Origin of the sequence: Pseudomonas proteolytica, assembly GCF_007858275.1 — a bacterium.
Classification (GTDB): domain Bacteria; phylum Pseudomonadota; class Gammaproteobacteria; order Pseudomonadales; family Pseudomonadaceae; genus Aquipseudomonas; species Aquipseudomonas proteolytica.
Genome location: NZ_VFEV01000007.1, coordinates 23203 through 49260, shown reverse-complemented (window position 1 = coordinate 49260; position 26058 = coordinate 23203). Strand labels below are relative to the sequence as shown.

Here is a 26058-nt window from a genome sequence, read left to right as displayed (position 1 = left end):
CTGACGGGACGAACAGAGCTTACAAGCTAGCCCTGTTTTCAGTAGCAGGCTAATAACTGGACTCTATGGACAAGTCCAAGGTTCCGAACTCAGCTATCATGCGCGCGTTTTCATGACAGGCCTTGCGCTACAGCAAGCGTGTTACCAGGAGAGTTGATGAACACCCTTTTTATGCATTGCCGCCCGGGTTTTGAAGGCGAAGTCTGTTCCGAGATCGCGGAACACGCCGCGCGCCTGAACGTTTCCGGCTATGCCAAGGCCAAGACCGGCAGCGCCTGCGCCGAATTTGTCTGCACTGAAGAAGACGGCGCCCAGCGCCTGATGCGCGGCCAACGCTTTGCCGAACTGATCTTCCCGAGGCAGTGGGCGCGTGGGGTTTTCATCGATCTGCCGGAAACCGACCGTATCAGCGTGATCCTTGCGCACCTGCGGGATTTTCCGGTATGCGGCAGCCTGTGGCTGGAAATGGTCGATACCAACGATGGCAAGGAACTGTCGAACTTCTGCAAGAAATTCGAAGTGCACCTGCGCAAGGCCCTGCTGGCCGCCGGCAAGCTGGTCGAAGACCCGAGCAAGCCGCGCCTGCTGCTGACCTTCAAGAGCGGGCGCGAAGTGTTTATGGGCCTGGCCGAGTCAAATAACTCGGCCATGTGGCCGATGGGCATCCCGCGCCTGAAATTCCCCCGCGACGCGCCAAGCCGCTCGACCTTGAAGCTGGAAGAGGCCTGGCACCACTTTATCCCCCGGGACCAGTGGGACGAGCGCCTGCACGGCGACATGACCGGCGTCGACCTCGGCGCAGCGCCGGGCGGCTGGACCTGGCAACTGGTCAACCGGGGCATGCTGGTGACGGCGATTGATAACGGGCCGATGGCCGAAAGCCTGATGGACACCGGCCTGGTGCAACACTTGATGGCGGATGGTTTTACCTTCACCCCCAAGCAGCCGGTGGACTGGATGGTCTGCGATATCGTCGAGAAACCGGCGCGCAACGCGGCTCTGCTGGAAACCTGGATCGGCGAAGGGCATTGCCGCGAAGCGGTGGTCAACCTCAAGTTGCCGATGAAACAGCGCTACGCCGAGGTGAAGCGCCTGCTGGAACGCATCGAAGAAGGCTTCAAGGCGCGGGGCATTCGCGTGGAAATCGGCTGCAAGCAGCTGTACCACGACCGCGAGGAAGTCACCTGCCACCTGCGCCGCCTGGACGTAAAGAAACCCAAGGCCCGGTAAATACACCTAGGAGCCGGCTGTTTAGGAGTGAACGATGAGTGACATTTTTGACCCTGCCGTTGACGGCACCCTCGACGCCACCGGCCTCAACTGCCCGGAACCGGTGATGATGCTGCACCAGCACATCCGCGACCTGGCGCCGGGTGGCCTGCTCAAGGTCATCGCGACCGATCCCTCGACCCGCCGCGACATCCCCAAGTTCTGCGTGTTCCTGGACCATGAACTGGTGGAACAGCGCGAAGAGGCCGGTACTTACTTGTACTGGATCCGCAAGAAGGCCACCTGAGACTGATACCTACAGTGGGCAGTCGCGCTTAAACCTGGCGAATGCGCTTGCGCGCACTGCGTGCCAGGCGCACCACCAGCATTGCCGCTGCGCAACTGAGGCCGACGATCAGCCCCTGCCACAAGCCGCTCGGGCCGTTGGCCTGGCCCAGCCAGTCGGTCAGCCCCAGCAAGTAACCTACCGGCAAGCCCACGCCCCAGTAGGCGAACAGGGTCAGGATCATGGTCACCCGGGTGTCCTGATAACCGCGCAGGGCGCCAGCCGCCGTGACCTGGATCGCATCGGAAAACTGGAACAGCGCCGCGAACACAATCAGCATCGCCGCCACCTGGACCACCAGCGGGTCGGCGGTGTAGATCGTGGCGATCTGCTCGCGGAACAACAGCATCAGGCTGCATGACAGGCAGGCATAGGCCAGGGCGGTGCCCATCCCCACGCCTGCGGCGAAACGTGCTTCACGGGGTTCGCCACGGCCCAGGGCCTGGCCCACCCGCACGGTCACGGCCATGCTCAGGGAGTAGGGGATCATGAACACCAGGGAGCTGAAGTTCAGGGCGATCTGGTGCCCGGCCACCACGGTTGCGCCCAGGCTGCCGATCAGCAGGGCGATCACCGCAAAGATGCTCGACTCGGCAAACACCGCGATGCCAATCGGCAGGCCGATGCCCAGGATGCGCTTGATCACCGACCACTTTGGCCAGTCGAAGCGCTTGAACAACTCGCTGGCCTGATAGGCCGGTGCCCAGCGGGTCCAGGCGGCGAAGCCCAGCATCATCGCCCACATCACAATCCCGGTGGCCCAGCCGCAGCCTACGCCGCCCATGGCCGGCACACCGAAATGGCCGTAGATGAACACGTAGTTCAGCGGGATGTTCAATGCCAGCCCGCCCAGCCCGAGGAGCATGCTCGGGCGCGTGCGGCCCAGCCCGTCGCTGAAACAGCGCAGCACGTAGTACAGCGCCACCGCCGGCATGCCGAAGGCAATGCCGTGCAGGTAGCCCATGCAGGGGGCGATCAGTTCGGGGTCGACGTTCATCGCGTGCAAGATCGGCTCGGCACTGATCAACAGCAATGAGGCGGTGCACCCCACCACCAACGCCAGCCACAACGCCTGGCGTACCAGCGGGCCGATTTCGGTGTGGCTGCCGGCGCCGAAGCGCTGGGCGACTTTGGGGGTGGTGGCCAGCAAGGTTCCGGTCATCAATAGATACACGGGGATCCAGATGGAGTTGCCCAGGGCCACCGCCGCCAGGTCCCGCGAACTGACACGCCCGGCCATCACCGCATCGACAAAGCCCATGGCGGTGGTTGCCAGTTGCCCGATCATGATGGGCAAGGCCAGCGCCAGCAGGCTATAGACTTCCCGGCGAACGCGGGCAGGGCGGGAGAGGGGCAAAGTGGCAGTGTTCACGTGCAGATGTCCGATAAGGGGGAGCGCAGGACGGCGCATTCTACGCCTTGACGGATAGGTCAGGAAATTACCTGTGTAGCGGATTTGTAAACGTTCCAGGGGCCGGTGCCTGTACACTGCTGGTCCGCCAAAGGAGCCTGCCATGCTGATTGTTGCCGACGAAAATATCCCGCTGCTCGATGCGTTCTTTGAAGGTTTCGGCGAGATCCGCCGGGTGCCGGGCCGCGCCATCGACCGCGCCGCCATTGAACAGGCCGATGTGCTGCTGGTGCGTTCGGTGACCAACGTCAACCGTGCGTTGCTGGAAGGCACGGCGGTACGGTTTGTCGGCACCTGCACCATCGGCACCGATCACCTGGACCTCGATTACTTTCAAAGGGCCGGGATCCAATGGTCCAGCGCGCCGGGCTGCAACGCTCGTGGTGTGGTGGATTATGTGCTGGGCAGCCTGCTGACCCTGGCTGAAATCGAAGGTGCTGACCTGACCCAGCGTACCTATGGCATCGTCGGTGCCGGTGAGGTGGGCGGGCGCCTGGTCAAGGTGCTCAAGGGCCTGGGCTGGAAAGTGCTGGTCTGCGATCCGCCACGCCAGGTCGCCGAAGAGGGCGATTACGTGAGCCTGGAACAGATCATCGAGCAGTGCGATGTGATCAGCCTGCACACCCCGCTGAAAAAATCCGGCAATGGCTCGACCTGGCACCTGCTGGATCGCCAGCGTCTGGAGCAGCTCAAGCCGGGCACCTGGCTGATCAACGCCAGCCGTGGCCCGGTGGTGGATAACACGGCGCTGCGCGAGGTGTTGCTGGAGCGCGAGGATTTACAGGCAGTGCTGGATGTGTGGGAAGGCGAGCCTGAAGTGGATGTGGAGCTGGCCGAGTTGTGCGTGCTGGCGACTCCGCACATCGCCGGCTACAGCCTCGACGGCAAGCAGCGCGGCACGGCGCAGATCTACCAGGTGTTGTGCGCGCACCTTGGGCAACCGGCGAGCATTCAGTTGAGTGACCTGCTGCCCGAGCCATGGCTGGCAGAGGTCACTCTCAATGCCAACACCGACCCGGCCTGGGCCCTGGCGACGTTGTGCCGCAGCGTCTACGACCCGCGCCGTGACGATGCGGACTTTCGCCGTAGCCTGGTAGGAACAGTCGAAGAACAGCGCAAGGCATTCGACCTGCTGCGCAAGCACTACCCGGATCGCCGCGAGATTGACGGCTTGAAGGTGCGGATCAATGGTGAGTCGCCAGCTTTGTCGAGCATCGTCGCCGCACTGGGAGCATAAAAAACGCATAAAAAAACCGGCCACTGGGGCCGGTTCTGAAAGAGCTGGGGCGTATCAGCCTTGCTGGGCAGGCTTGACCAGTTTCTGCTCCAGTTCGGCGCAGGCGCCCTGGATCATCTCTTCGGTAATCTGCACTTCGCGGCCCTGGGCATCGATGTACGAGCAAGGCAACTGCTGTGGCTGGCGGATTACTTCAACTTTGTCAGTGCTGCTGTTTTGCAAGGACATGGCCTGTCTCCTCATCAGGTTGTGTACCTACTCTAATTCCCCCGCGTGACCGAGCTGTTACAACTCCTTAGCCCGTAGGCGGATCGAATGCCCAGTCCAGCAGAAATCGCGGCGGATTTCCAGCCGGACTTTAGACCGATAGCCTCTAGGGCCTAGTCTTGCCGGGCATAATTAACCTGACTCATTGTGATTTACCCAAGTTCAATCCGATTGCGGTGTAGGCTTGGCATTGTCTTCCTCAGGTGATGCTCTCCATGCTTTCAGCCCGTCAACGCCGCGCCATCCGCCTGGCCCTGCGCTTTATCGCTCCATATCGCTGGCAGGCCGTCGGTGCGTTGCTCGCACTGATCGTCACGGCAGGCATCACCTTGTCCATGGGCCAGGGCATCCGCCTGTTGGTGGACCAGGGCTTCATGACCCAATCGCCACACTTGCTCAACCAGTCCATCGGCCTGTTCATGATCCTCGTGCTGGGCCTGGCGGTGGGCACGTTTGCGCGGTTTTATTTGGTGTCGTGGATCGGTGAGCGGGTGGTCGCGGACATTCGCCGGCTGGTGTTCAACCATCTGATCTACCTGCATCCGGGTTTTTATGAAAACAATCGCAGCTCGGAAATCCAGTCACGCTTGACCGCCGATACCACTTTGCTGCAATCGGTGATCGGTTCATCCCTGTCGCTGTTCCTGCGCAACGCTTTGATGGTGATCGGCGGGATTGTGTTGCTGTTTATCACCAACCCAAAACTCACCAGCATCGTGGTGGTGGCGTTGCCGCTGGTGTTGGCCCCGATCCTGATCTTCGGCCGGCGCGTGCGCAGCCTCTCGCGCCAGAGCCAGGACCGGATTGCCGACGTCGGCAGCTACGTCTCCGAGACCCTGGGCCAGATCAAGACCGTACAGGCCTATAACCATCAGATGCAGGATGAGCAGCGCTTCGCCGTGACGGTCGAGGACGCATTCACCACGGCGCGCAAGCGTATCGTCCAGCGCGCCTGGCTGATCACTTTGGTGATTGTGCTGGTGCTGGGCGCCGTGGGCGTGATGCTGTGGGTGGGCGGCATGGATGTGATCGCCGGGCGCATCTCCGGTGGCGAACTGGCGGCCTTTGTGTTCTACAGCCTGATCGTGGGCAGCGCGTTTGGTACCTTGAGCGAAGTGATTGGCGAGTTGCAGCGCGCTGCCGGGGCTGCGGAGCGGATTGCCGAGTTGTTGCAGTCGCCTAATGAAATCCAGGCTCCGTCCTATGGTGTGGTCAAACTGCCAGAACGGGTCAGTGGTCGCCTGGAGCTACAAGACCTGCATTTTTCCTACCCATCGCGTCCCGATCGCTACGCTATCGATGGGCTGAGCCTGAGCATCAATGCCGGTGAAACCCTGGCCTTGGTGGGGCCGTCCGGTGCGGGTAAATCAACGATTTTTGATCTGTTGCTGCGCTTCTACGACCCGCAACAGGGGCAAGTGCTGCTGGAAGGCCAGCCTCTGAGCGCATTGGACCCGTTGGACCTGCGCCGCTGTTTTGCCCTGGTATCCCAGAGCCCGGCGCTGTTTTTTGGCAGCGTTGAAGAAAACATCCGCTACGGCAACCCCAAGGCCACACTAGCCCAGGTCGAAGAAGCGGCGCGCATTGCCCATGCCCATGATTTCATCCTGCAAATGCCCGACGGCTACCAGACCCACCTGGGGGATGGCGGCATGGGCCTTTCTGGTGGGCAGCGCCAGCGCCTGGCTATCGCCCGGGCCTTGTTGGTGGATGCACCGATCCTGCTGCTGGACGAAGCCACCAGCGCCCTCGACGCCCAGAGCGAGCATCTGATCCAACAGGCATTGCCGCAACTGATGCAGGGACGTACCACCCTGGTGATCGCCCACCGCCTCGCCACGGTGAAAAACGCCGATCGGATTGCGGTGATGGATCAAGGCAAATTGGTCGCGGTGGGCACCCATCAGCAACTGATCGCCACCAACCCGCTGTATGCGCGGCTGGCGGCCCTGCAATTTAGCGATGGTCACGACGAACCCTAAAAAAAATGCCCGCGTCTCACAACGCGGGCACTTGCAGCTTCAAACGGGCAGCTTTTACCTGCTTTTACTGGTCATCAAAATAACGCTCGTGCCAATCCACCAATGGCTGTGGCGAGTTGAGCTTCTGCCCGTAGATCACCGAATAAGACAGCACGTTCTGCACATACTGACGGGTTTCGTCGAACGGAATGCTTTCCACCCACACATCGAAACTCAGGTGATCGGCGCCGCGCAGCCATTGGCGTACGCGCCCTGGGCCGGCGTTGTAGGCGGCGGAGGCGAGTACGCGATTGCCGTTGAACTGGCTGTGCACCTGGCTCAGGTAAGCGGCGCCGAGCTGGATGTTCTTGTCCGGGTCCAGCACCTGCTGCGGTGACGCCAGTGGGATGCTGAATTTGCGCGCGGTTTCCTTGGCGGTGGCGGGCATCAGTTGCATCAGGCCGCTGGCGCCGACGCCGGAACGGGCGTCATCCATAAAGGCGCTTTCCTGGCGGGTGATAGCAAACACCCAGCTCGAATGCAGGCCACGGACCTTGGCTTCACGCACCAGGGTGTCGCGGTGGGCCATCGGGAAGCGGATATCCAGGTCGTCCCAGTACTTGGCCTGGCTGATGGTGCGGATCGCCGGGAAGTACCATTTCATGTCGTAGGCGAGCTTGGCCTGGGCGACCATTTCGTCACGGTTGAAGTGGCGGCTGACGTGATACCACTCGCGGCGACCGTCGACGATCTGGCCACGGGCATAAAATTCCAGGGCGCGGCGCACACCCGGGGTGTTGCGCACCTTGTTGATCAGCGCCTGGCTCATGACCAGCGGCTGGTTGTTCAGTTGATACGGGGCCTGGGAGCGATCTGCGGCAAGGAAGCCATAAAAATCCCGCTCCTTGGCCAAGCCTTTGTACAGCACCAGTGCTTGTGGGTTCTTCGGCTCGGCCAGTTCCAGCGCGCGGGCCTGCCAATAGCGCCAGCGGTTGGTGGTGGCCAGGTCCTGGGGCAGTTTGCGGGTCAACTGGTAGGCATCTTCCCAACGGGCCAGGCGTAGCAGCAGGCGCAGGCGCCATTCGGAGACGGTGTTGTCACGCAGCTCCGGGTCGTATTTGGTCATCACGTCCAGGGCGCGCGGGTCGTAGCGTCGCGCCAGGGTCAGGCCGATTTCCCGGGCGATGGACACTTTTTCATCGCGGGAGAAGTGCATGCTGCTGGCATATCCATCCAACAGGGCCATGGCTTGTTCCGGGTCCTGGCGCGCCAGGCGGCGCAGGCCCAGGCCGACGGCGTCGGACATGGCTTCAGTGGCAGGCAGGAAGCGCGAGGGGTCACTGAGCATGGCGGGCTTTTGCGCCACGTCCACCATCAGGCGGCCCTGGGCACCCAGGGTGGGCAGGGTTTTCACCAGGCTGTTGGCCAGCGGATAGTTGCGGGCTTCGGCGGCGAGCTTGGCGCGGTCCCAGATCTTCTGCTCGGTCAATTGCCCGGCGGCAGCCCACTGGCCGAAGGTCGCATCACAGGCAGCCGGTTGGGATTTGCCGGTCATCCACAGGGCTTCGGCGGTCTTGTAGCCTTCGGCTTTGAGGTTGTTGCTCAACTGGTATTGGCCGTGCAGGCAGTCCAGTTCGGTGAAATTGAGCTTGGCGTCGTAGTACTTTTCAAAGGTCTTCCAGTCGCCACGCTCGGCGAGCCAGCGCAACCAGCGCAGCTTCATCCAGTTGGCCTGGGGCAGGTCGCCATGCTTGGCCAGGAACTGTTCGATTTCCTGGTTGCTGGCGGACTTGAGGCGTGCCGTCAGTTCGTCGTAGGCCAGGTACGGCGTGAGCGGGTAATCGGCCAGGGCCTGGCTGTATTGCATGTAGGGGCCGGTGTCGCCTTTGGCCAGGGCACGCTTGGCTTGGTCGTAATATTGGCGTTGGGTGGTCAGGTCCACTGCCTGGGCGGTTTGGACGGCTGTGGAGGAAAGAAGCAGGCAAGATAAAAAGCTGAAAAGGCGACTGCGCATGAGACGTCCGTGCAAAGAAATCAGGACTAGTGCCGACGCTGTCGACACTGATTGCCCCTAGCTTAGCCTTTTGCCCGCAGCCGGTGAAAGCTTTGCAGGCCGCTTCGCTGAAGTTCTCAAGAAATGTCCTACAGAACGTGTCGGGCATGAAAATGCCGGCCGCTTCACCCCCCAACTCAGGTAGAATGCGCGCCCAGTTTTTGGAGAAGCGTATGACCCTGCTCAAATTCAGCGATGTGTCCCTTGCTTTCGGCGCTATGCCGTTGTTGGACAAGGTGTCCTGGCAGATCGCCCGTGGTGAGCGGGTGTGCATCATCGGCCGCAACGGCACCGGCAAGTCCAGCATGATGAAGTTGGTCAAGGGCGACCAGAAGCCCGATGACGGCTCCGTATGGCGCGCGCCGGGCCTGAAGATTGGCGAATTGCCGCAAGAATTGCCGGTGGCCGACGAACGGACCGTGTTCGACGTGGTTGCCGAAGGCCTCGATGGCGTCGGCGAATTGCTTGCCCAGTACCATCACCTAGCGCAGAACTGCGTCACCGACGCTGACCTGGACAAGCTGATGCACGTCCAGCAAGACCTCGAAGCCCGTGATGGCTGGCGCTTGCAGCAACTGGTCGACAGCACCTTGAGCCGCCTGCAATTGCCGGCCGACAAGACCCTTGCCGAACTGTCCGGCGGCTGGCGTCGCCGCGTGCTGCTGGCCCAGGCCCTGGTTTCCGAGCCGGACCTGCTGCTGCTCGACGAACCGACCAACCACCTGGATATCGGCGCGATTGCCTGGCTGGAAGAAGCCCTCAAGGACTTCCAGGGCGCCGTGCTGTTTATCACGCACGACCGTTCTTTCCTGCAGAACCTCGCCACGCGCATCCTCGAACTGGATCGCGGCGGCCTGATCGACTGGAACGGCGACTACGCCAGCTTCCTGGTGCACAAGGAAGCCACCCTGGCCGCTGAAGAGACCGCCAACGCGCTGTTCGATAAAAAGCTGGCCCAGGAAGAAGTCTGGATCCGCCAGGGGATCAAGGCACGCCGCACCCGTAACGAAGGTCGTGTACGCGCCCTGAAAGCCTTGCGTGTCGAGCGTAGCGAACGTCGCGAGCGCACCGGCAAGGCCAATATCCAGCTGGATACCGCCGACAAGTCGGGCAAGCAGGTCATGGTCCTGGAGAACGTCAGCTTCCATCACCCGGATGGCCCGTTCCTGATCAAGGACTTCTCCATGGTCCTGCAGCGCGGCGACCGTATTGGTCTGCTGGGCGCCAACGGTACCGGCAAGACCACTTTGCTCAAGCTGATGCTCAACGGCCTGCAACCGACCAGCGGCACCGTGGAAGAGGGCACGCGCATCGACGTGGCCTACTTCGACCAGTTGCGCCACCAGTTGGACCTGGAAAAGACCGTGATCGACAACGTCGCCGAAGGCCGCGATTTTATCGATATCGATGGTCAGAGCCGCCACGTCCTGAGCTACCTGGGCGACTTCCTGTTCAGTCCACAACGTGCCCGCACGCCGGTCAAGGCCCTGTCTGGCGGTGAGCGTGCGCGCCTGCTGCTGGCCAAGCTGTTCAGCAAACCGGCCAACCTGCTGGTGCTCGACGAACCGACCAACGACCTCGACGTGGAAACCCTCGAGCTGCTGGAAGAGGTCCTGCTGACCTTCAACGGCACTGTACTGATGGTCAGCCACGACCGGGCATTCCTCGACAATGTGGTCACCAGTACCCTGGTCTTCGAAGGTGAAGGCAAGGTGCGCGAATACGTCGGTGGTTACCAGGACTGGCTGCGCCAGGGCGGTTCGCCGCGCCTGCTGGGCGTGACCGAGAGCAAGTCTGGTAAGGCCGACTTGAACTCTGCGGTGGTTGCACCTGCCGCTGCTGAACCTGTTCAGGACGCTGCGCCGGCGGCCAAGAAAAAGCTCAGCTACAAGCTGCAGCGTGAGTTGGAAGCCTTGCCGGGTGATATCGACGCCAAGGAGCAGCAGATCGCAGCCGTGGAAGCTGAAATGGCTGACGCGGGTTTCTACCTGCGTCCTGCGGCGGAAACTGCCAAGGTCATCGAGTCCCTGGAGAAGCTGAACCAGGAACTGGAAGTGCTGGTTGAGCGTTGGGCCGAGCTGGATGCCTGATTGATTCGGCGGCAATAAAAAACCGGCGCTCTTACGAGCACCGGTTTTTTTATATGAAATTCAATCCAAAGGTAGGCGCTGGCAAGCCAGCTCCTACATTTGATCTCTGGTGTTCTTACGAACTTTTTACCAGTTTTACCGCCAGTACGTCGCACGGCGCGCCGTGCAGGACGTCGTTGGCCGTGGAGCCCAGCAGCAACGCCAGGCCATGACGACCATGGCTGCCGACCACGATCAGGTCGCAGTTCTGCTCTTTGGCCAGGTGGTGGATTTCCTGGCGTGGCTGACCATAGGTCAGGTGGCTTTGGTCCTTTTTCAGCGCAGGATACTTGGCAATCAGGCGGTCCAGGCGCTCCTTGGCCTGGTCGAACTGCTGCTGTTGCAGTTGCGAAAGGTCCATCGGTACGTCGCCGCCAAAGGCCATGGCCATGGGTTCGACGATATGCACCAGGGACAGCTTCACGGTATCGCCGGCAATGGCCACGGCGCGCTTGATCACCGGATCGCACTCTTCGGTCAGGTCCACGGCGACCAGAATATGTTCGTAAGTCATGAGGCGTTCCTCCAGGGGACTGCAATAAGTTCAGTATGGCTGCTTTCAAGCGGATGGGGTTGGATCCGCTCATCTAGAAATTCGGGAGTACACATATGACGGTCTGGATAGTGGTGTCAATCCTTCTAGTGGTGTTGAGCCCCCTGGCATGGCTGCGACCTTCGCGCCACCAGAGCGGGCGCATGGCCCTGCGCATGGAGGCCCGCCGCATTGGCCTGGCGATGCAGTTGTCGCCCCAGGAGTGGCCGCACTGGCTCAAGCAAGAGCCGCCCAGCCCGTGTGCGCAGTACTGTCGGCCGCGGCGGGGCAGTAAGCCGGCCCTCTGGTGTTACTGGCAGTTGGAGCCGGGGGTATGGGTCAATCAATGGCGGGAAACCTGTGTCGACGAGAAGTTGTTGCCGCATTTTGCAACGCTGCCGGATAACGTCTACAAAATCGAAGCCGATGGGCAGATGATCGCTTTGTATTGGGGTGAGAAGGGCGAATTGAGCGTCTTGCAGAACATCAATGCCTTGCTCAAGGCCCTGGCCTGACATCGTCTGCGCCCGAGAGCGTCAACGATAACGTGGCAAACCTGGTTTAACGCGGTGCGCTCAGGTTTTTCGCGAGCAAGCTCGCTCCTACAGTGATGGAATCGCAGGCAATAAAAAGCCCGACATCATCATCGGGCTGGAGTTGGCCAGGCAGGCCGGTAATTCGTCGATTCAACACGCCGCGCATTCGCACAGGCGTTCACACCTGCGGCTAGCCTAGCCGGATATCCGTCGCTGTACAGGCCTTTGCTGGCCCTTTTTCATTATTGATCGGGTGAATACCTGCGCATTGATTCGCCTTGGCGGTTCTGAAATGACTGAAAAGTCGCGTTTTAGCGGCCCTTTCGAGCGATTGACAATTGTCGGAAATTGGCTGAAGGTGGCGTACCCAAATCAAACGGGCGTATGAATTGAGCGTTTGTCTTTCAGACCGTTCGTACAGAATCCCGACTATCGCGTTGGCGGGTGTGCCTGGCAAATAGGCGTTAGCATCGACGGTAACGTTTGTGTTTACGCTTCGGCCAGCGTCCGACGTGTACTGTTCAGCTTCCATATCGTGGAGATCAGTTGATGATTTACGAAGGTAAAGCCATCACGGTTAAGGCTCTTGAAAGTGGCATCGTCGAATTGAAATTCGACCTCAAGGGTGAGTCCGTCAACAAGTTCAACCGTCTAACCCTGAACGAACTGCGTCAGGCCGTAGACACCATCAAGGCTGATGCATCGATCAAAGGTGTGATCGTCTCCAGCGGCAAGGACGTGTTCATCGTCGGCGCTGACATCACCGAATTCGTCGACAACTTCAAGCTGCCCGATGCCGAGCTTGTGGCTGGCAACCTCGAAGCCAACAAGATTTTCAGCGATTTCGAAGACCTCAACGTGCCGACCGTTGCCGCGATCAATGGCATCGCTCTGGGTGGCGGTCTGGAAATGTGCCTGGCCGCGGACTTCCGCGTCATGGCCTCCAGCGCGAAAATCGGCCTGCCGGAAGTCAAGCTGGGCATCTACCCAGGCTTCGGCGGTACCGTGCGCCTGCCGCGCATCATCGGTGCCGACAACGCCATCGAGTGGATTGCCGCCGGCAAGGAAAACCGTGCTGAAGACGCGCTGAAAGTGGGCGCAGTCGATGCCGTGGTTGCGCCGGACAAGCTCGCAGAAGCTGCCCTGAACCTGATCAAGGGCGCCATCAGCGGCGAATTTGACTATAAGGCCAAGCGTCAGCCGAAGCTGGAAAAACTCAAGCTCAACGCCATCGAACAAATGATGTCGTTCGAAACCGCCAAGGGTTTCGTCGCCGGTCAAGCGGGTCCTAACTACCCGGCTCCGGTCGAAGCGATCAAGACCATCCAGAAAGCCGCGAACTTCGGTCGCGACAAGGCCCTGGAAATCGAAGCCGCCGGCTTCGTCAAACTGGCCAAGACGTCTGCTGCCCAGAGCCTGATCGGCCTGTTCCTGAACGATCAGGAACTGAAGAAAAAGGCCAAGGCCTACGACGAAATCGCCAAAGACGTGAAACAGGCTGCCGTCCTCGGCGCCGGTATCATGGGTGGCGGTATCGCTTATCAGTCGGCGTCCAAAGGCACGCCGATCCTGATGAAAGACATCAACGAGCACGGTATCGAGCAAGGCCTGGCAGAAGCCGCCAAGCTGCTGGTGGGCCGCGTTGATAAAGGTCGCATGACGGCTGCGAAGATGGCTGAAGTGCTCAACGGCATTCGTCCTACGCTGTCCTACGGCGATTTCGGCCACGTCGACCTGGTGGTCGAAGCGGTTGTCGAGAACCCGAAGGTCAAGCAAGCGGTACTGGCTGAAGTTGAAGCCCAGGTCAAAGAAGACACGATCCTGGCGTCCAACACCTCGACCATTTCCATCACCTTGCTGGCCAAGGCCCTCAAGCGTCCGGAAAACTTCGTCGGCATGCACTTCTTCAACCCGGTGCACATGATGCCGCTGGTGGAAGTGATCCGTGGCGAGAAGTCCAGCGAGCTGGCCGTTGCCACCACCGTTGCCTACGCCAAGAAAATGGGCAAGAACCCGATCGTGGTCAACGACTGCCCGGGCTTTTTGGTCAACCGCGTGCTGTTCCCGTACTTTGGCGGTTTCGCCAAGCTGGTCAGCGCTGGCGTGGACTTTGTGCGTATCGACAAGGTCATGGAAAAATTCGGCTGGCCAATGGGCCCGGCGTACCTGATGGACGTGGTCGGTATCGACACCGGCCACCACGGTCGCGACGTTATGGCTGAAGGCTTCCCGGACCGCATGAAAGACGACCGTCGCTCGGCTGTCGATGCGCTTTACGAGGCCAAGCGCCTTGGCCAGAAGAATGGCAAGGGCTTCTACGCCTACGAGACCGACAAGAAAGGCAAGCAGAAGAAAGTTGCCGATCCATCGGTTCACGAAGTGCTGGCGCCTATCGTCTACGAGCAGCGTGAAGTGTCCGACGAGGACATCATCAACTGGATGATGATCGCCCTGTGCCTGGAAACCGTGCGTTGCCTGGAAGACGGCATCGTTGAAACCGCCGCCGAAGCCGATATGGGCCTGGTGTACGGTATTGGTTTCCCTCCATTCCGTGGTGGTGCGCTGCGTTACATCGACTCGATCGGTGTAGCCGAATTCGTTGCCCTGGCTGATCAATACGCTGATCTGGGCCCGCTGTACCACCCGACTGCGAAGCTGCGCGAGATGGCCAAGAACGGCCAGAGCTTCTTCGGTTAAGTGCCCAGACGACTAGAGCGAGAATATTTATGAGCTTGAATCCAAGAGACGTCGTGATTGTCGACTTCGGTCGTACTCCGATGGGCCGCTCCAAGGGCGGCATGCACCGCAACACCCGTGCCGAAGACATGTCGGCGCACCTGATCAGCAAACTGCTGGAGCGCAACGTCAAGGTCGACCCGAACGAAGTCGAGGACGTGATCTGGGGCTGCGTCAACCAGACCCTGGAGCAGGGCTGGAACATCGCCCGCATGGCGTCCCTGATGACGCAGATCCCGCATACTGCTGCCGGCCAGACCGTCAGCCGCCTGTGTGGTTCTTCCATGAGCGCGCTGCACACTGCCGCCCAGGCGATCATGACCGGTAACGGTGATGTGTTCGTGGTCGGCGGCGTGGAGCACATGGGCCACGTCAGCATGATGCACGGCGTCGATCCAAACCCGCATATGTCGCTGTACGCGGCAAAAGCCTCGGGCATGATGGGCCTGACCGCAGAAATGCTCGGCAAGATGCACGGCATCACCCGTGAGGCCCAGGACGCTTTTGGCCTGCGCTCGCACCAGCTCGCCCACAAGGCAACCCTGGAAGGCAAGTTCAAGGATGAAATCATCCCGATGAACGGCTACGACGAGAACGGTTTCCTGAAGCTGTTCGACTACGACGAAACCATTCGTCCGGATACCACCCTGGAAAGCCTGGCGGCCTTGAAGCCGGCATTCAATCCCAAGGGCGGCACCGTGACTGCCGGTACTTCGTCGCAGATCACCGATGGTGCCTCGTGCATGATCGTGATGTCGGCCCAGCGCGCCCAGGACCTGGGGATCCAGCCTCTGGCAGTGATCCGTTCCATGGCCGTGGCGGGTGTGGACCCGGCGATCATGGGCTATGGTCCAGTACCGGCCACACAAAAAGCCTTGAAGCGCGCAGGTCTGAGCATCTCCGACATCGACTTCTTCGAGCTCAACGAAGCTTTCGCCGCACAGGCCCTGCCCGTGTTGAAAGATCTGAAAGTACTCGACAAGATGAACGAGAAGGTTAACCTGCATGGCGGTGCGATTGCCTTGGGCCACCCATTCGGTTGCTCCGGTGCACGTATTTCCGGCACTTTGCTTAACGTGATGAAGCAAAATGGCGGCAACCTTGGGGTTGCAACCATGTGCATTGGTCTCGGCCAAGGCATTTCTACCGTCTTCGAACGCGTCTAAGCGTTGAGTTGACGGAAGCCGGGGCCCAGTGCCCCGGTTTTTGTTTTTTGGAATTTTTAATTTTTTTTTAATAAATTTTGTAAGAGGGCCAGAGCATGAAAGTCGAACCAGGGCTCTACCAGCATTATAAAGGTCCCAAGTACCGCGTTTTTAATGTGGCGCGGCACTCCGAGACCGAAGAAGAAGTGGTGTTCTACCAAGCACTGTATGGCGATTACGGCTTTTGGGTGCGCCCCTTGAGCATGTTCCTGGAGACTGTCGAAGTTGACGGCAAGCAGGTCCCGCGCTTTGCTTTGGTGCAGGTCGAACCCAGTCTTTTTTCAGGGCAATAACGGCTGGTAGCGCACAATGCTGCGCTTGACCTCACTGTGTTGCCACTATATATAGCGTTGCCGCGTCAGGCGCCAACCGCCTTTCTCTTCTCGAATTCAGGAATTTTCCGATCCATGGGCAAATCGCTGGTCATTGTGGAATCCCCGGCTAAGGCCAAGACCATCAACAAGTACTTGGGTAACGAGTACGTGGTGAAGTCGAGTATCGGCCATATCCGAGACCTGCCCACCAGCGGTTCGGCTAGCGCCAGCAAGGAGCCTGCTGCCAAGCGCGGCAAGGCGGCTGCGGGCGAAGGTCCGGTGCTCTCGCCCAAAGAAAAAGCGCGCAAGCAGCTGGTTTCGCGCATGGGGGTGGACCCTGATCATGGCTGGAAGGCCAAGTACGAAATCCTTCCGGGCAAGGAAAAGGTGATCGAGGAGCTGCGCCGGCTCGCCAAGGATGCTGACACCATCTATCTCGCGACGGACTTGGACCGCGAAGGGGAAGCCATTGCCTGGCACCTGCGCGAAGCCATCGGTGGGGATGACAGCCGCTATAAACGCGTGGTGTTCAACGAAATTACCAAGAAGGCGATCCAGGAAGCCTTCTCCAAGCCGGGCGAGCTGGACATTGACCGCGTCAATGCCCAGCAGGCTCGACGCTTCCTTGACCGCGTCGTCGGCTACATGGTCTCGCCATTGCTGTGGGCCAAGATTGCCCGTGGCCTGTCCGCTGGCCGTGTGCAATCGGTAGCGGTGAAGCTGGTGGTGGAGCGTGAGCGCGAGATCCGCGCGTTCATCCCTGAAGAATACTGGGAAGTCCACGCCGACCTCGGCACCGCCAAGGGCGCGACCGTACGCTTTGACGTGGCCCGTGAGAAAGGCGAGGCTTTCAAGCCGCTCAACGAAGCCCAGGCCATGGCCGCGCTGGAGAAGCTCAAGGCTTCCAGCTACAGCATCGTCAAGCGCGAAGACAAGCCCACCAGCAGCAAGCCGTCGGCGCCGTTCATCACCTCCACCCTGCAACAGGCCGCGAGCAACCGCCTGGGCTTTGGGGTGAAGAAGACGATGATGATGGCCCAGCGTTTGTACGAAGCGGGCTACATCACGTATATGCGTACCGACTCCACCAACCTGTCGCAAGACGCGGTGGCGATGGCGCGCACTTATATTGAAAGCGAATTCGGTAAGAAGTACCTGCCGGAGAACCCGAACGTCTACAGCAGCAAGGAAGGCGCACAAGAGGCTCACGAAGCGATTCGGCCGTCTGACGCCAATACCGAGCCAAGCAAGCTCACAGGCATGGAGCGCGACGCTGAGCGCCTCTACGAGCTGATCTGGCGCCAGTTCCTGGCCTGCCAGATGCTGCCGGCGCAATACTTGTCCACCACCGTCACCGTGGGTGCCGGGGACTTCGAGCTGCGTGCCAAGGGCCGTATCCTCAAGTTCGACGGTTACACCCGTGTGATGCCGCAAATCGCCAAGCCCGGCGATGACGACGTGCTGCCAGACATGGCCCAGGGCGATGTGATGAAGCTGGTCAAGCTTGATCCGTCCCAGCACTTCACCAAGCCGCCTGCGCGTTATTCGGAAGCGAGCCTGGTAAAAGAGATGGAAAAGCGTGGCATTGGTCGTCCTTCGACCTACGCGGCGATCATTTCCACCATCCAGGACCGCGGCTATGTGGCGCTGCATAACCGTCGTTTCTATTCGGAAAAGATGGGTGATATCGTCACAGAGCGTCTGTCCGAGAGTTTCTCCAACCTGATGGACTACGGCTTTACCGCCGGCATGGAAGAGAACCTCGATGACGTGGCCCAGGGCGAGCGGGACTGGAAAAACGTACTCGACGAGTTCTATGGCGACTTCAAGAAAAAACTCGAAGTAGCCGAAAGCCCGGAAAACGGTATGCGCGCCAACCAGCCGGTGATGACGGATATTCCGTGCACCACCTGCGGGCGGCCGATGCAGATCCGCACCGCGTCTACCGGTGTGTTCCTGGGTTGCTCGGGCTACAGCCTGCCGCCCAAAGAGCGCTGCAAGGCCACCGTCAACCTGGTACCGGGTGATGAAATTGCGGCCGACGACGAGGGTGAATCCGAGTCGCTGGTGCTGCGTGGCAAGCACCGTTGCCCGATCTGCAGCACGGCGATGGATGCGTATCTGCTCGACGAAAAGCACAAGCTGCACATCTGCGGTAACAACCCGGATTGCAATGGCTACGAAATCGAAGAAGGCACCTACCGCATCAAGGGCTATGAAGGCCCGAGCCTGGAGTGCGACAAGTGCGGCAGTGAGATGCAGCTCAAGACCGGACGCTTCGGCAAGTTCTTCGGTTGCACCAACCCGACCTGCAAGAACACCCGCAAACTGCTGAAAAGCGGTGATGCGGCGCCGCCGAAGATGGACCCGGTGAAGATGCCTGAGCTCAAGTGCGAGAAGGTCAACGACACCTACATCCTGCGTGACGGCGCTTCGGGCCTGTTCCTGGCCGCCAGCCAGTTCCCGAAAAACCGCGAGACCCGTGCGCCATTGGTGATGGAGATCGTGCCGCACAAGGATGAGATCGATCCAAAGTACCACTTCCTGTGTGAAGCGCCGAAGAAGGATCCTGACGGTCGTCCGGCCGTGATTCGCTACAGCCGCAAGACCAAGGAGCAGTACGTGCAGACCGAAGTGGACGGCAAGCCTACGGGCTGGAAGGCGTTCTACGACGGCGGCAAGTGGAAGGTCGAGGACAAGCGCCAGGGCGCTTGATCTGTAGGAGCGAGCTTGCTCGCGAAGGTCGTTAACGATAACGCGATAAACCCGATGCACTGCGTTGTTCTCGGGTTTTTCGCGAGTAAACTTGCTCCTGCAAAGCCAGCATCACGTTTATGTCGTTGTGGAGACTGCCGTCATGGCTAACGAACTCTATACCCGTACCAACCAGAAAATTTACTTCGCGGGTTTGTCCCTTGAAGCCCTTGGCCGTGCCGAGGAAGGGAAGGAGATGAACGCTATCGCGCTGGTGCAGGCGGGGCGGGAGTCGGCGTTGTTTCATCTGTACGGCGCCTTGCTGGGGCTGTGTCATGAAATTGCCGGCTTCTATCGCTTGCCCCAGGCACATGCGCCACGGGCCGAGGATATCCTGACCCGCGAGGTGCTGGAGTCCTTGGCCATCCCTGAGTTGGCCGAGTTGGTGGAAATGGCCCGCAGCCCTGACAGCTGGCTGGCACGTTTGCTGGCTGCGCATTCGGCGATGTTCCAGCCGCCGCGTGTGCCGCACAAGCCCAAGGGCGATGTGACCCAGCCGCTGATTGTTGCGGTCAGTCTGGAAGACGAAGGTCCCGAGCCGCTGAGCCGGGCGGAGTTGGAGAGCTGGCGTCAGGAGCTGAAGAAGCTGGCTATCCGCTTTCGGGATGGCTTGAACGAGTGCTGAGTGGCGGGGCAATGTAGGAGCCGGCTTGCCGGCGATAACAATTGATCAAACAATGCAAAGTTGGCCGGCAGACCGCTATCGCTGCATAGGTATCTACACAACTTTCAGAAACTGACGAACTCCCCCGTGGCGAGCGGGCTTGTCGGAACGCCGCATCGCCCGCGCTGCGCTATTTGCCTGGATTTAGGCGGTGCGGCGAAGTTATGTAGATACCTATGGCTATCGCTGGCAAGCCCGCTCCTACAGACCATTCATCAAGCCGCAACGAAAGCTGTTCAGATCCTGAGCGAGGCCGCGTTGATGACTGATATAATGCCGGCCTTTCGTGGAGAACAGATTTTTATGCCAACGTCCTTTCTGGAAATTGTTGAATTGCCCGACGGCCGAATTGAGCTGCGTAGGGCCGAGGACGAGGGTTCTCTGGTGACTTTGGACTTTTCCGAGGATGCCAAGGCATTCCTGCAAGGCCAGCACGTGGAAGTGGCAAAAGCCATGTTGAGCGTGGGCGTGCAGATGGCGGGGCGCTTGGCTGAAGGCGAACCAGAGAAAGACGACGGTCCGCGAATTCTTCACTGAGTCCGTTTGTCGATCTTAAGATTCAAACTAACAATCGGCTTCTCAGTTCTGTAGAAGCCTTGCGTCCATCGCAGGCACTGACTTGACGTCAGGCTGCAATCGGACGACCTGTAGCATTCCCGATAACGCGTTGCGCGTCAGGCTCGGGCTTATCCCAAACGAATATTCAAGCTTTGTGCATCGCCTGTGCGCGCCGCGCTGATCAACTGCTGCTTGGCCGAAGCGCCCAGCGGATTCAGCCAACTGACGACCGTATGGCTACGCCCCAGGCGCAACGCTTCGCAGGTCAGTTGCTGGGCACTCTGGGTGCCGCGTGGTTGCAGCAGCAGGATACGCTCGCGGTTCAGGCCCGCATCCCGCAACCAGGCCTGGGTCAGGCTGGAGGGCGGGGCGATCAGGGTCAGCCAGCGGGCATCCTGTTCTTCGCTCAGGTTGCGAAGAATGGGGGCCAGCAGGCTCAGGCAGTTCCCGGCAGCGCCGCGCAACGACAATTCACTGAATACCTCTGGTTCGGCGGGGGCGGTCCATGGGGACTCCACCACCTCGTTGAGGATCGGTGCAAGTGGCTGGGCCAAGAAGGCCTCAAACAGCGGCAGTTGTGTATGTTGTTGCGCGTGTGGGAACTGCATGATGCCTCCGTTAGCGGCGAATAACGCCGACACTCAAGCCTTCGATCACCAGGTCCTGATCCTTCAGGTTGACTTCAATCGGTGAAAACTCAGGGTTTTCCGCCAGCAGCCAGACTTTGCTGCCCTCGCGTTTGAAGCGCTTGACCGTCACTTCGTCGCCAATACGCGCCACGACGATCTGACCGTTGCGTGCTTCACGGGTGGTATGGACGGCAAGCAGGTCGCCGTCGAAGATGCCCACGTCCTTCATGCTCATGCCATGGACCCGCAGCAGGTAGTCGGCGCGAGGATGGAAGAAAGTCGGGTTGATATTGCAAGACTCTTCGACGTGCTGCTGTGCAAGAATCGGCGCACCGGCAGCGACCCGGCCGATGATCGGCAGCGTCGATTCGTCAGCCTTGGCTTCGAAGCCAGGGATACGAATGCCACGGGATGCACCTGGGGTCATTTCGATCGCACCCTTGCGGGCAAGGGCCTTCAGGTGTTCTTCAGCAGCGTTGGGGGATTTGAACCCCAGCTCCAGGGCGATTTCCGCCCGGGTCGGCGGATAGCCGTTGTCGTCGAGGCAGCGCTTGATAAAAGCGAGAATCTCAGCTTGGCGTGGCGTCAGTTTTAGCATGTTGATCGCTCTGTCTTTTTATACAGTGACTGGGATTATATACAGTGAACTGCGCTTGGCAATCATCGTTTTTGCCGACTCCGCCGGACGGTCATCCGTCGGTCCTTGCCAAGCCTGGAGATAGCGCTGCCTACAGGCTGTTGAAGATGTGATTAAATAGGTGCGAATCGGGTGACTGCCCGGCCGGAAAACGGACCTGCAGGCTTGACATTGCACAAGGTGAAACGTATGTTTCAAACAAGTGTTTGTCAGGCGGAGTAGCCATGGCCCAGTCGGAAACCGTTGAACGCATTCTCGATGCTGCCGAGCAGTTGTTCGCGGAAAAAGGATTTGCTGAAACTTCATTGCGGCTGATCACCAGCAAGGCTGGGGTCAACCTGGCGGCAGTGAACTATCATTTCGGCTCGAAGAAAGCCCTGATCCAGGCAGTATTCTCACGTTTCCTGGGACCGTTCTGCGTCAGTCTCGACCGTGAGCTGGAGCGGCGCCAGACCAAGCCCGACAACAAGCCGAGCCTGGAAGAGCTGCTGGAAATCCTCGTCGAGCAGGCGCTGGTGGTACAGCCACGCAGTGGCAACGACCTGTCGATCTTCATGCGTCTGCTGGGCCTGGCTTTCAGTCAGAGCCAAGGCCACTTGCGGCGTTATCTCGAAGACATGTATGGCAAGGTATTCCGTCGCTACATGTTGTTGGTGAATGAGGCGGCCCCGCGCATTCCTCCTATCGAATTGTTCTGGCGCGTGCACTTCATGCTCGGCGCCGCAGCGTTCAGCATGTCCGGGATCAAGGCCTTGCGCGCCATCGCCGAGACGGATTTCGGGGTCAACACCTCCATCGAACAGGTCATGCGCTTGATGGTGCCATTCCTGGCCGCCGGCATGCGCGCCGAAAGCGGTGTCACCGACCCGGCCATGGCGGCCGCCCAGTTGCGCCCGCGCAGCAAGTCCGCCCCGGTGGCTGCCAAGGTTTAACCACTGGCGTCTGGGCGCCACCGCTTGCATCCGCTAAGCTAGCCGCCCATGCCGATTTCAAATATTTACCCGCACTCCACCGCCTTGCCAGGCTTGACCTGGCGAGGCGGTGGAGTGCGCGCGTCATTCAAGGAAAATTTATGACTGCTGCCCTGCAAGGCTCTTTGATGGTGGACGTCGCCGGCACCTGGCTGACGGCTGAGGATCGCCACTTGTTGCGCCAGCCTGAAGTGGGCGGCCTGATCATTTTTGCGCGCAACATCGAACATCCGCGCCAAGTGCGGGAATTGAGCGCTGCCATTCGCGCGGTGCGCCCGGACCTGTTGCTGGCTGTCGACCAGGAAGGCGGCCGTGTCCAGCGCCTGCGCCAGGGGTTTGTCCGCCTGCCGGCCATGCGTGCCCTGGCAGATAATCCCAATGCCGAATACCTGGCCGAGCAGTGTGGCTGGGTTATGGCCACAGAAGTGTTGGCCGTTGGCCTGGACCTGAGCTTCGCCCCGGTGCTGGACCTCGATTACCAGCGCAGCGCCGTCGTAGGTACACGTGCGTTCGAAGGTGATCCCGAGCGTGCCGCGTTGTTGGCCGGCGCCTTTATCCGGGGCATGAACAGCGCCGGTATGGCCGCCACCGGCAAGCACTTTCCGGGTCATGGTTGGGCCGAGGCTGATTCCCACGTCGCCATTCCCGTGGATGAACGCAGCCTGGAGCAGCTTCGCAGCCATGACCTGGTGCCGTTCGCGCGCTTGAGCAAGCAATTGGCCGCCGTCATGCCAGCCCATGTCATTTACCCCCAGGTGGATAACCAGCCGGCCGGCTTTTCGCGCCGGTGGTTGCAAGACATCCTGCGCGGTGAGTTGCAGTTCGATGGGGTGATTTTCAGTGATGACCTGTCCATGGCCGGTGCCCATGTGGTGGGGGATGCGGCGAGCCGTATCGAGGCGGCCTTGAGCGCGGGTTGCGATATGGGGCTGGTGTGCAATGACCGTGCGGCCGCCGAGTTGGCCCTGAGTGCCGCCCAGCGCATGAAGGTCACGCCGTCGGCGCGGATTGCCCGGATGCGTGGGCAGGCGATTGCCTCGACTGACTATAAGCAGGACCCGCGTTGGTTGGCGGCGCTCGGTGCGCTTCGGGATGCTCAGTTGATCGAATGAGATTGAGGTGCGCCTATCGCAGGCAAGCCAGCTCCCACACTTGAATGTATTCACAGATCAAAATGTGTGGCTTGCCTGCGATAGCGACCTGGCAGTCAACGCTTCTCTTGCTTATTGGGTAACGGCGCAAACAGCGCCTCGATATCTTCGTTGCCCAACTTCCAGTCGCCAGTGGTGCGACCATCCAGCACGCCCGCCGCCAGGTCTGACTTCTCTTGCTGCAACGCCTGGATCTTCTCTTCCACAGTGCCGCGCGCAATCATCTTGTACACAAACACCGGCTTCTCCTGGCCGATGCGATACGCACGGTCGGTGGCCTGGTTTTCCGTAGCCGGGTTCCACCACGGGTCGTAGTGGATCACGGTGTCGGCTTCGGTCAGGTTAAGCCCGACGCCACCAGCCTTGAGGCTGATGAGGAAGATCTGCAACTTGCCGCTCTGGAAATCCTTCACCGGCGTGCGCCGATCGCGGGTCTGGCCGGTCAGCAAGGCATAGGCGACACCGCGTTTTTTCAGCTCGATCTCAATCAGGCTGAGCATTGAGGTGAACTGGGAAAACAGCAGAATCCTGCGCCCTTCGGCAAATAGCTCGTCGAGCATCTCCATCAGGCTGTCGAGCTTGCCGGAGCTGCTGCCGCGCGCTGGCAGGGTTGCATCGTTGACCAGGCGCAGGTCGCAACAGACCTGGCGCAGCTTGAGCAGCGCTTCAAGGATGATGATCTGGCTGCGAGCCACGCCCTTGCGGGTGATCTCGTCGCGCACCTTCTTGTCCATGGCCAGGCGCATGGTTTCGTACACGTCGCGCTGCGCTTCATTGAGATCGACCCAATGGATGATCTCGGTCTTGGGCGGCAACTCAGTGGCCACCTGTTCCTTGGTGCGGCGCAGCAAGAACGGTTTGATCCGACCGTTGAGGTGCTGCAATCGCACGTCGCTGCCGCGTTTTTCGATGGGCACGCGGTAATCACGGTTGAAGCTCTTAACATCCCCCAGCCAACCCGGCAGCAGGAAGTGGAATAGCGACCACAGCTCGCCCAGGTGATTTTCCAGCGGTGTGCCGCTCAGGCACAGGCGCTGCCGGGCATTCAGCTCGCGGGCGGCCTGGGCGGCCTTGCTGGTGGGGTTCTTGATGTATTGGGCTTCATCGAGGATCAGCACATGCAGCGGCTGCGCGGCCAGTTGCTCGATGTCCTTGGGCAGCAGGGCATAGGTGGTCAGCAGCAGGTCATAATCCTGCAGTTGTGCGAAGTGCTTCTTGCGTGCGGCTCCATACAGCGCCAGTACCTTGAGCTGCGGGGAGAAGTGCGCCGCTTCGTCGAGCCAGTTGGGGATCAGGCTGGTGGGCATCACGACCATGCACGGCCGGTCCAGGCGCCCGGCGATTTTTTCGCTGAGAATATGCGCCAGGGTCTGCAGGGTTTTGCCCAGGCCCATGTCGTCCGCAAGAATCCCGCCCACTTCCAGTTGGCGCAGGGACTGCATCCAGCTCAGGCCTTCGAGCTGGTAGGGGCGCAAGGTCGCATTCAGGCCCTCGGGTGCTGTGCAGGTGAAGTCCTTGATATCGCGCAGGCGCTGGGCAAAGTTGCGGATCTGTTCGCCGCCTTCCCATTGCAGGGGCAGGTCTTCCAGCGGGTTGAGGCGAATGGCGTCGGCCTTGGCCAGGCGTAAGGCGGTGCTGCCGGGCTCTTGCAGGTAGAACTCGCCGAGGGTGGCCAGCACCGGTTTGAGCCGGCCATAGGGCAGCGCCACTTGCAGCGGGCCGTGGCCGCCATTGGGCAGGCCGGGGATGTTCACCAGGATCAGTTCGTCGTCGCGGCGGCGCGCGAGTTTTTCCGGGTTGAGGATTTCGGTGTGGGAGCGCATCAGGTTCAACAGGATCGGCAACAGGCTCAGGCGTTCGCCATTGACGATAATCCCCAGCTCCAGGTCGAACCAGTCGCGCTCCGGTACTTCATCGACGCTGGCGTACCAGTCATCGACGGGGCTCAGGTCGAAGCCGAAATCTTCATCGATCTGCAGCTCCCAGCCCTCCGCACGCAGGCTCGGCGAGGCGTTGAGGGTGAAGTTCAGCCAGGCACTGTCGTTGACCATCTCAAACAGCTCGCCGGCGCTTTCCGGCAAGGCCTTGCTCTGGCGCGTGGCGATCTTGAAACCCAGCAAGCGCAGGTGTTCGCGAAAACCTTGCTCGACCTCGGGGTGGCGCTTGATCCGCAGGCTCTGGGTTTCCTGGCGCACAATGATATCGGCGTTTTTCTGGCCGCTGACGTAGTTGCCCTGATAATTGAACGACAGCGCCGCCCGGTGCTGGATGTAGCGCTGCATCTTGCCGTTGCGCGGCTCAAAGGCGCTGAACTCGATGCTGGCCAGCCACAGCCGGGGAACCGGCTGCACATCCTCGAGCACCACTTGAGGCAGCACCACGCGGTTGTCGAGCACGGCCTGGAGCTTTTCCAGCAGCTCGGCATCCTTGGCCGCTGCCGGATAGGCCAGGGTTTCCTGGACCTGCAGCAGCACCGCGGCAATGTGTTTGCAGTTGGTATGCACGGGGCAGGTGCAGCGGCTGTCCACCAGGATCAAGGTGCCCTTGGCCGACTCGCGCAGGGCGATGGTCTGGCGGTAGACATTACCGCCTGAGCCTTCGCAACTGGCGATGATGGTGCTGTCGCCCGACTCGACGATGCGCACGCGGTTTTCCAGGGCGTAGCGCCGGCCGCGCTCCAGGCTTTGCTCCTTGAAGCGGTTAGCCCAGGAAGGCGCCAGGGGTTTGGTCAGCGACGACGGCAGGGGCATGGCGCTGG

Annotated in this window: 21 protein-coding genes; 14 read left to right on the top strand and 7 right to left on the bottom strand. The window is 60.4% G+C overall.

Going from position 1 to position 26058, the window contains the following annotated elements; all coding sequences use genetic code 11:
* Nucleotides 1-156: 156 nt before the first annotated feature.
* Together rlmM and tusA are read left to right on the top strand one after the other, a co-directional pair.
* Nucleotides 157-1230 (top strand): 23S rRNA (cytidine(2498)-2'-O)-methyltransferase RlmM, encoded by a 1074-nt coding sequence (rlmM, locus tag FIV38_RS06950; protein WP_029300064.1) that lies wholly within the window; start codon nucleotides 157-159, stop codon nucleotides 1228-1230.
* A 34-nt stretch (nucleotides 1231-1264) separates the two neighbouring features.
* Entirely contained in the window at nucleotides 1265-1516 is a 252-nt protein-coding gene (tusA, locus tag FIV38_RS06945; RefSeq protein ID WP_070994698.1) for a sulfurtransferase TusA, read from the top strand.
* Nucleotides 1517-1544: 28 nt separating this feature from the next.
* On the opposite strand, the gene FIV38_RS06940 is transcribed toward tusA, so the two are convergent.
* Complete coding sequence (locus FIV38_RS06940; protein WP_092231752.1) at nucleotides 1545-2927, bottom strand: MATE family efflux transporter; 1383 nt, start codon at nucleotides 2925-2927, stop codon at nucleotides 1545-1547.
* A 142-nt stretch (nucleotides 2928-3069) separates the two neighbouring features.
* On the opposite strand from FIV38_RS06940, the gene pdxB reads away from it, so the two are divergent.
* Nucleotides 3070-4203, top strand: a complete 1134-nt coding sequence (pdxB, locus tag FIV38_RS06935) for a 4-phosphoerythronate dehydrogenase PdxB (RefSeq protein ID WP_092231749.1) — start codon at nucleotides 3070-3072, stop codon at nucleotides 4201-4203.
* A 54-nt stretch (nucleotides 4204-4257) separates the two neighbouring features.
* On the opposite strand, the gene FIV38_RS29925 is transcribed toward pdxB, so the two are convergent.
* Nucleotides 4258-4431: a PA1571 family protein gene (locus FIV38_RS29925; protein WP_029300072.1), complete on the bottom strand. Its 174-nt coding sequence runs from the start codon at nucleotides 4429-4431 to the stop codon at nucleotides 4258-4260.
* 245 nt (nucleotides 4432-4676) lie between these two features.
* On the opposite strand from FIV38_RS29925, the gene FIV38_RS06930 reads away from it, so the two are divergent.
* Complete coding sequence (locus FIV38_RS06930) at nucleotides 4677-6452, top strand: ABC transporter transmembrane domain-containing protein (protein WP_167362639.1); 1776 nt, start codon at nucleotides 4677-4679, stop codon at nucleotides 6450-6452.
* A 64-nt stretch (nucleotides 6453-6516) separates the two neighbouring features.
* Here the strand turns inward: FIV38_RS06930 and FIV38_RS06925 are convergent, their stop codons facing one another.
* Nucleotides 6517-8445: a transglycosylase SLT domain-containing protein gene (locus FIV38_RS06925; protein ID WP_092231743.1), complete on the bottom strand. Its 1929-nt coding sequence runs from the start codon at nucleotides 8443-8445 to the stop codon at nucleotides 6517-6519.
* A 212-nt stretch (nucleotides 8446-8657) separates the two neighbouring features.
* Here FIV38_RS06925 and FIV38_RS06920 point away from each other — a divergent pair, with 212 nt between their 5' ends.
* Nucleotides 8658-10574, top strand: coding sequence for an ATP-binding cassette domain-containing protein (locus FIV38_RS06920; RefSeq protein WP_029300078.1), 1917 nt, complete (start codon nucleotides 8658-8660; stop codon nucleotides 10572-10574).
* A gap of 115 nt (nucleotides 10575-10689) precedes the next feature.
* On the opposite strand, the gene FIV38_RS06915 is transcribed toward FIV38_RS06920, so the two are convergent.
* The gene (locus FIV38_RS06915; RefSeq protein ID WP_029300080.1) at nucleotides 10690-11127 is read right to left on the bottom strand and encodes a universal stress protein; all 438 of its coding nucleotides are present in this window, start codon (nucleotides 11125-11127) and stop codon (nucleotides 10690-10692) included.
* Between the two features lie 95 nt (nucleotides 11128-11222).
* Between FIV38_RS06915 and FIV38_RS06910 the strand changes: the two genes are divergently transcribed.
* The 7 genes from FIV38_RS06910 (at nucleotide 11223) to FIV38_RS06880 (ending at nucleotide 19891) form a co-directional block, all read left to right on the top strand.
* On the top strand, nucleotides 11223-11660 hold the full coding sequence (locus tag FIV38_RS06910; RefSeq protein WP_070994694.1) for a hypothetical protein: 438 nt from the start codon (nucleotides 11223-11225) through the stop codon (nucleotides 11658-11660).
* 570 nt (nucleotides 11661-12230) lie between these two features.
* The gene (gene fadB / locus FIV38_RS06905) at nucleotides 12231-14378 is read left to right on the top strand and encodes a fatty acid oxidation complex subunit alpha FadB (RefSeq protein ID WP_029300084.1); all 2148 of its coding nucleotides are present in this window, start codon (nucleotides 12231-12233) and stop codon (nucleotides 14376-14378) included.
* A gap of 29 nt (nucleotides 14379-14407) precedes the next feature.
* Nucleotides 14408-15583, top strand: coding sequence for an acetyl-CoA C-acyltransferase FadA (gene fadA, locus FIV38_RS06900; RefSeq protein WP_029300086.1), 1176 nt, complete (start codon nucleotides 14408-14410; stop codon nucleotides 15581-15583).
* Between the two features lie 95 nt (nucleotides 15584-15678).
* Nucleotides 15679-15915: a DUF1653 domain-containing protein gene (locus tag FIV38_RS06895; protein WP_029300088.1), complete on the top strand. Its 237-nt coding sequence runs from the start codon at nucleotides 15679-15681 to the stop codon at nucleotides 15913-15915.
* 114 nt (nucleotides 15916-16029) lie between these two features.
* Nucleotides 16030-18651 (top strand): type I DNA topoisomerase, encoded by a 2622-nt coding sequence (gene topA, locus FIV38_RS06890; RefSeq protein ID WP_092231741.1) that lies wholly within the window; start codon nucleotides 16030-16032, stop codon nucleotides 18649-18651.
* Nucleotides 18652-18793: 142 nt separating this feature from the next.
* A complete protein-coding gene (locus tag FIV38_RS06885) occupies nucleotides 18794-19315 on the top strand; it encodes a DUF6586 family protein (RefSeq protein WP_029300090.1) in 522 nt (173 codons plus the stop codon).
* A 342-nt stretch (nucleotides 19316-19657) separates the two neighbouring features.
* Nucleotides 19658-19891: a hypothetical protein gene (locus tag FIV38_RS06880; protein WP_029300092.1), complete on the top strand. Its 234-nt coding sequence runs from the start codon at nucleotides 19658-19660 to the stop codon at nucleotides 19889-19891.
* Nucleotides 19892-20040: 149 nt separating this feature from the next.
* Here the strand turns inward: FIV38_RS06880 and sulA are convergent, their stop codons facing one another.
* Together sulA and lexA are read right to left on the bottom strand one after the other, a co-directional pair.
* Nucleotides 20041-20520, bottom strand: a complete 480-nt coding sequence (sulA, locus tag FIV38_RS06875) for an SOS-induced cell division inhibitor SulA (protein WP_029300094.1) — start codon at nucleotides 20518-20520, stop codon at nucleotides 20041-20043.
* A 10-nt stretch (nucleotides 20521-20530) separates the two neighbouring features.
* Nucleotides 20531-21139 (bottom strand): transcriptional repressor LexA, encoded by a 609-nt coding sequence (gene lexA / locus FIV38_RS06870; protein WP_029300096.1) that lies wholly within the window; start codon nucleotides 21137-21139, stop codon nucleotides 20531-20533.
* Nucleotides 21140-21402: 263 nt separating this feature from the next.
* Here lexA and FIV38_RS06865 point away from each other — a divergent pair, with 263 nt between their 5' ends.
* Nucleotides 21403-22110, top strand: a complete 708-nt coding sequence (locus tag FIV38_RS06865) for a TetR/AcrR family transcriptional regulator (protein ID WP_029300097.1) — start codon at nucleotides 21403-21405, stop codon at nucleotides 22108-22110.
* Between the two features lie 152 nt (nucleotides 22111-22262).
* Nucleotides 22263-23261 carry a beta-N-acetylhexosaminidase gene (nagZ, locus tag FIV38_RS06860; protein ID WP_169851773.1) on the top strand — a complete coding sequence of 333 codons (999 nt, stop codon included), beginning with the start codon at nucleotides 22263-22265 and terminating at the stop codon, nucleotides 23259-23261.
* Between the two features lie 95 nt (nucleotides 23262-23356).
* On the opposite strand, the gene FIV38_RS06855 is transcribed toward nagZ, so the two are convergent.
* Nucleotides 23357-26050, bottom strand: a complete 2694-nt coding sequence (locus FIV38_RS06855) for a DEAD/DEAH box helicase (protein WP_092231738.1) — start codon at nucleotides 26048-26050, stop codon at nucleotides 23357-23359.
* Nucleotides 26051-26058 lie beyond the last annotated feature (8 nt).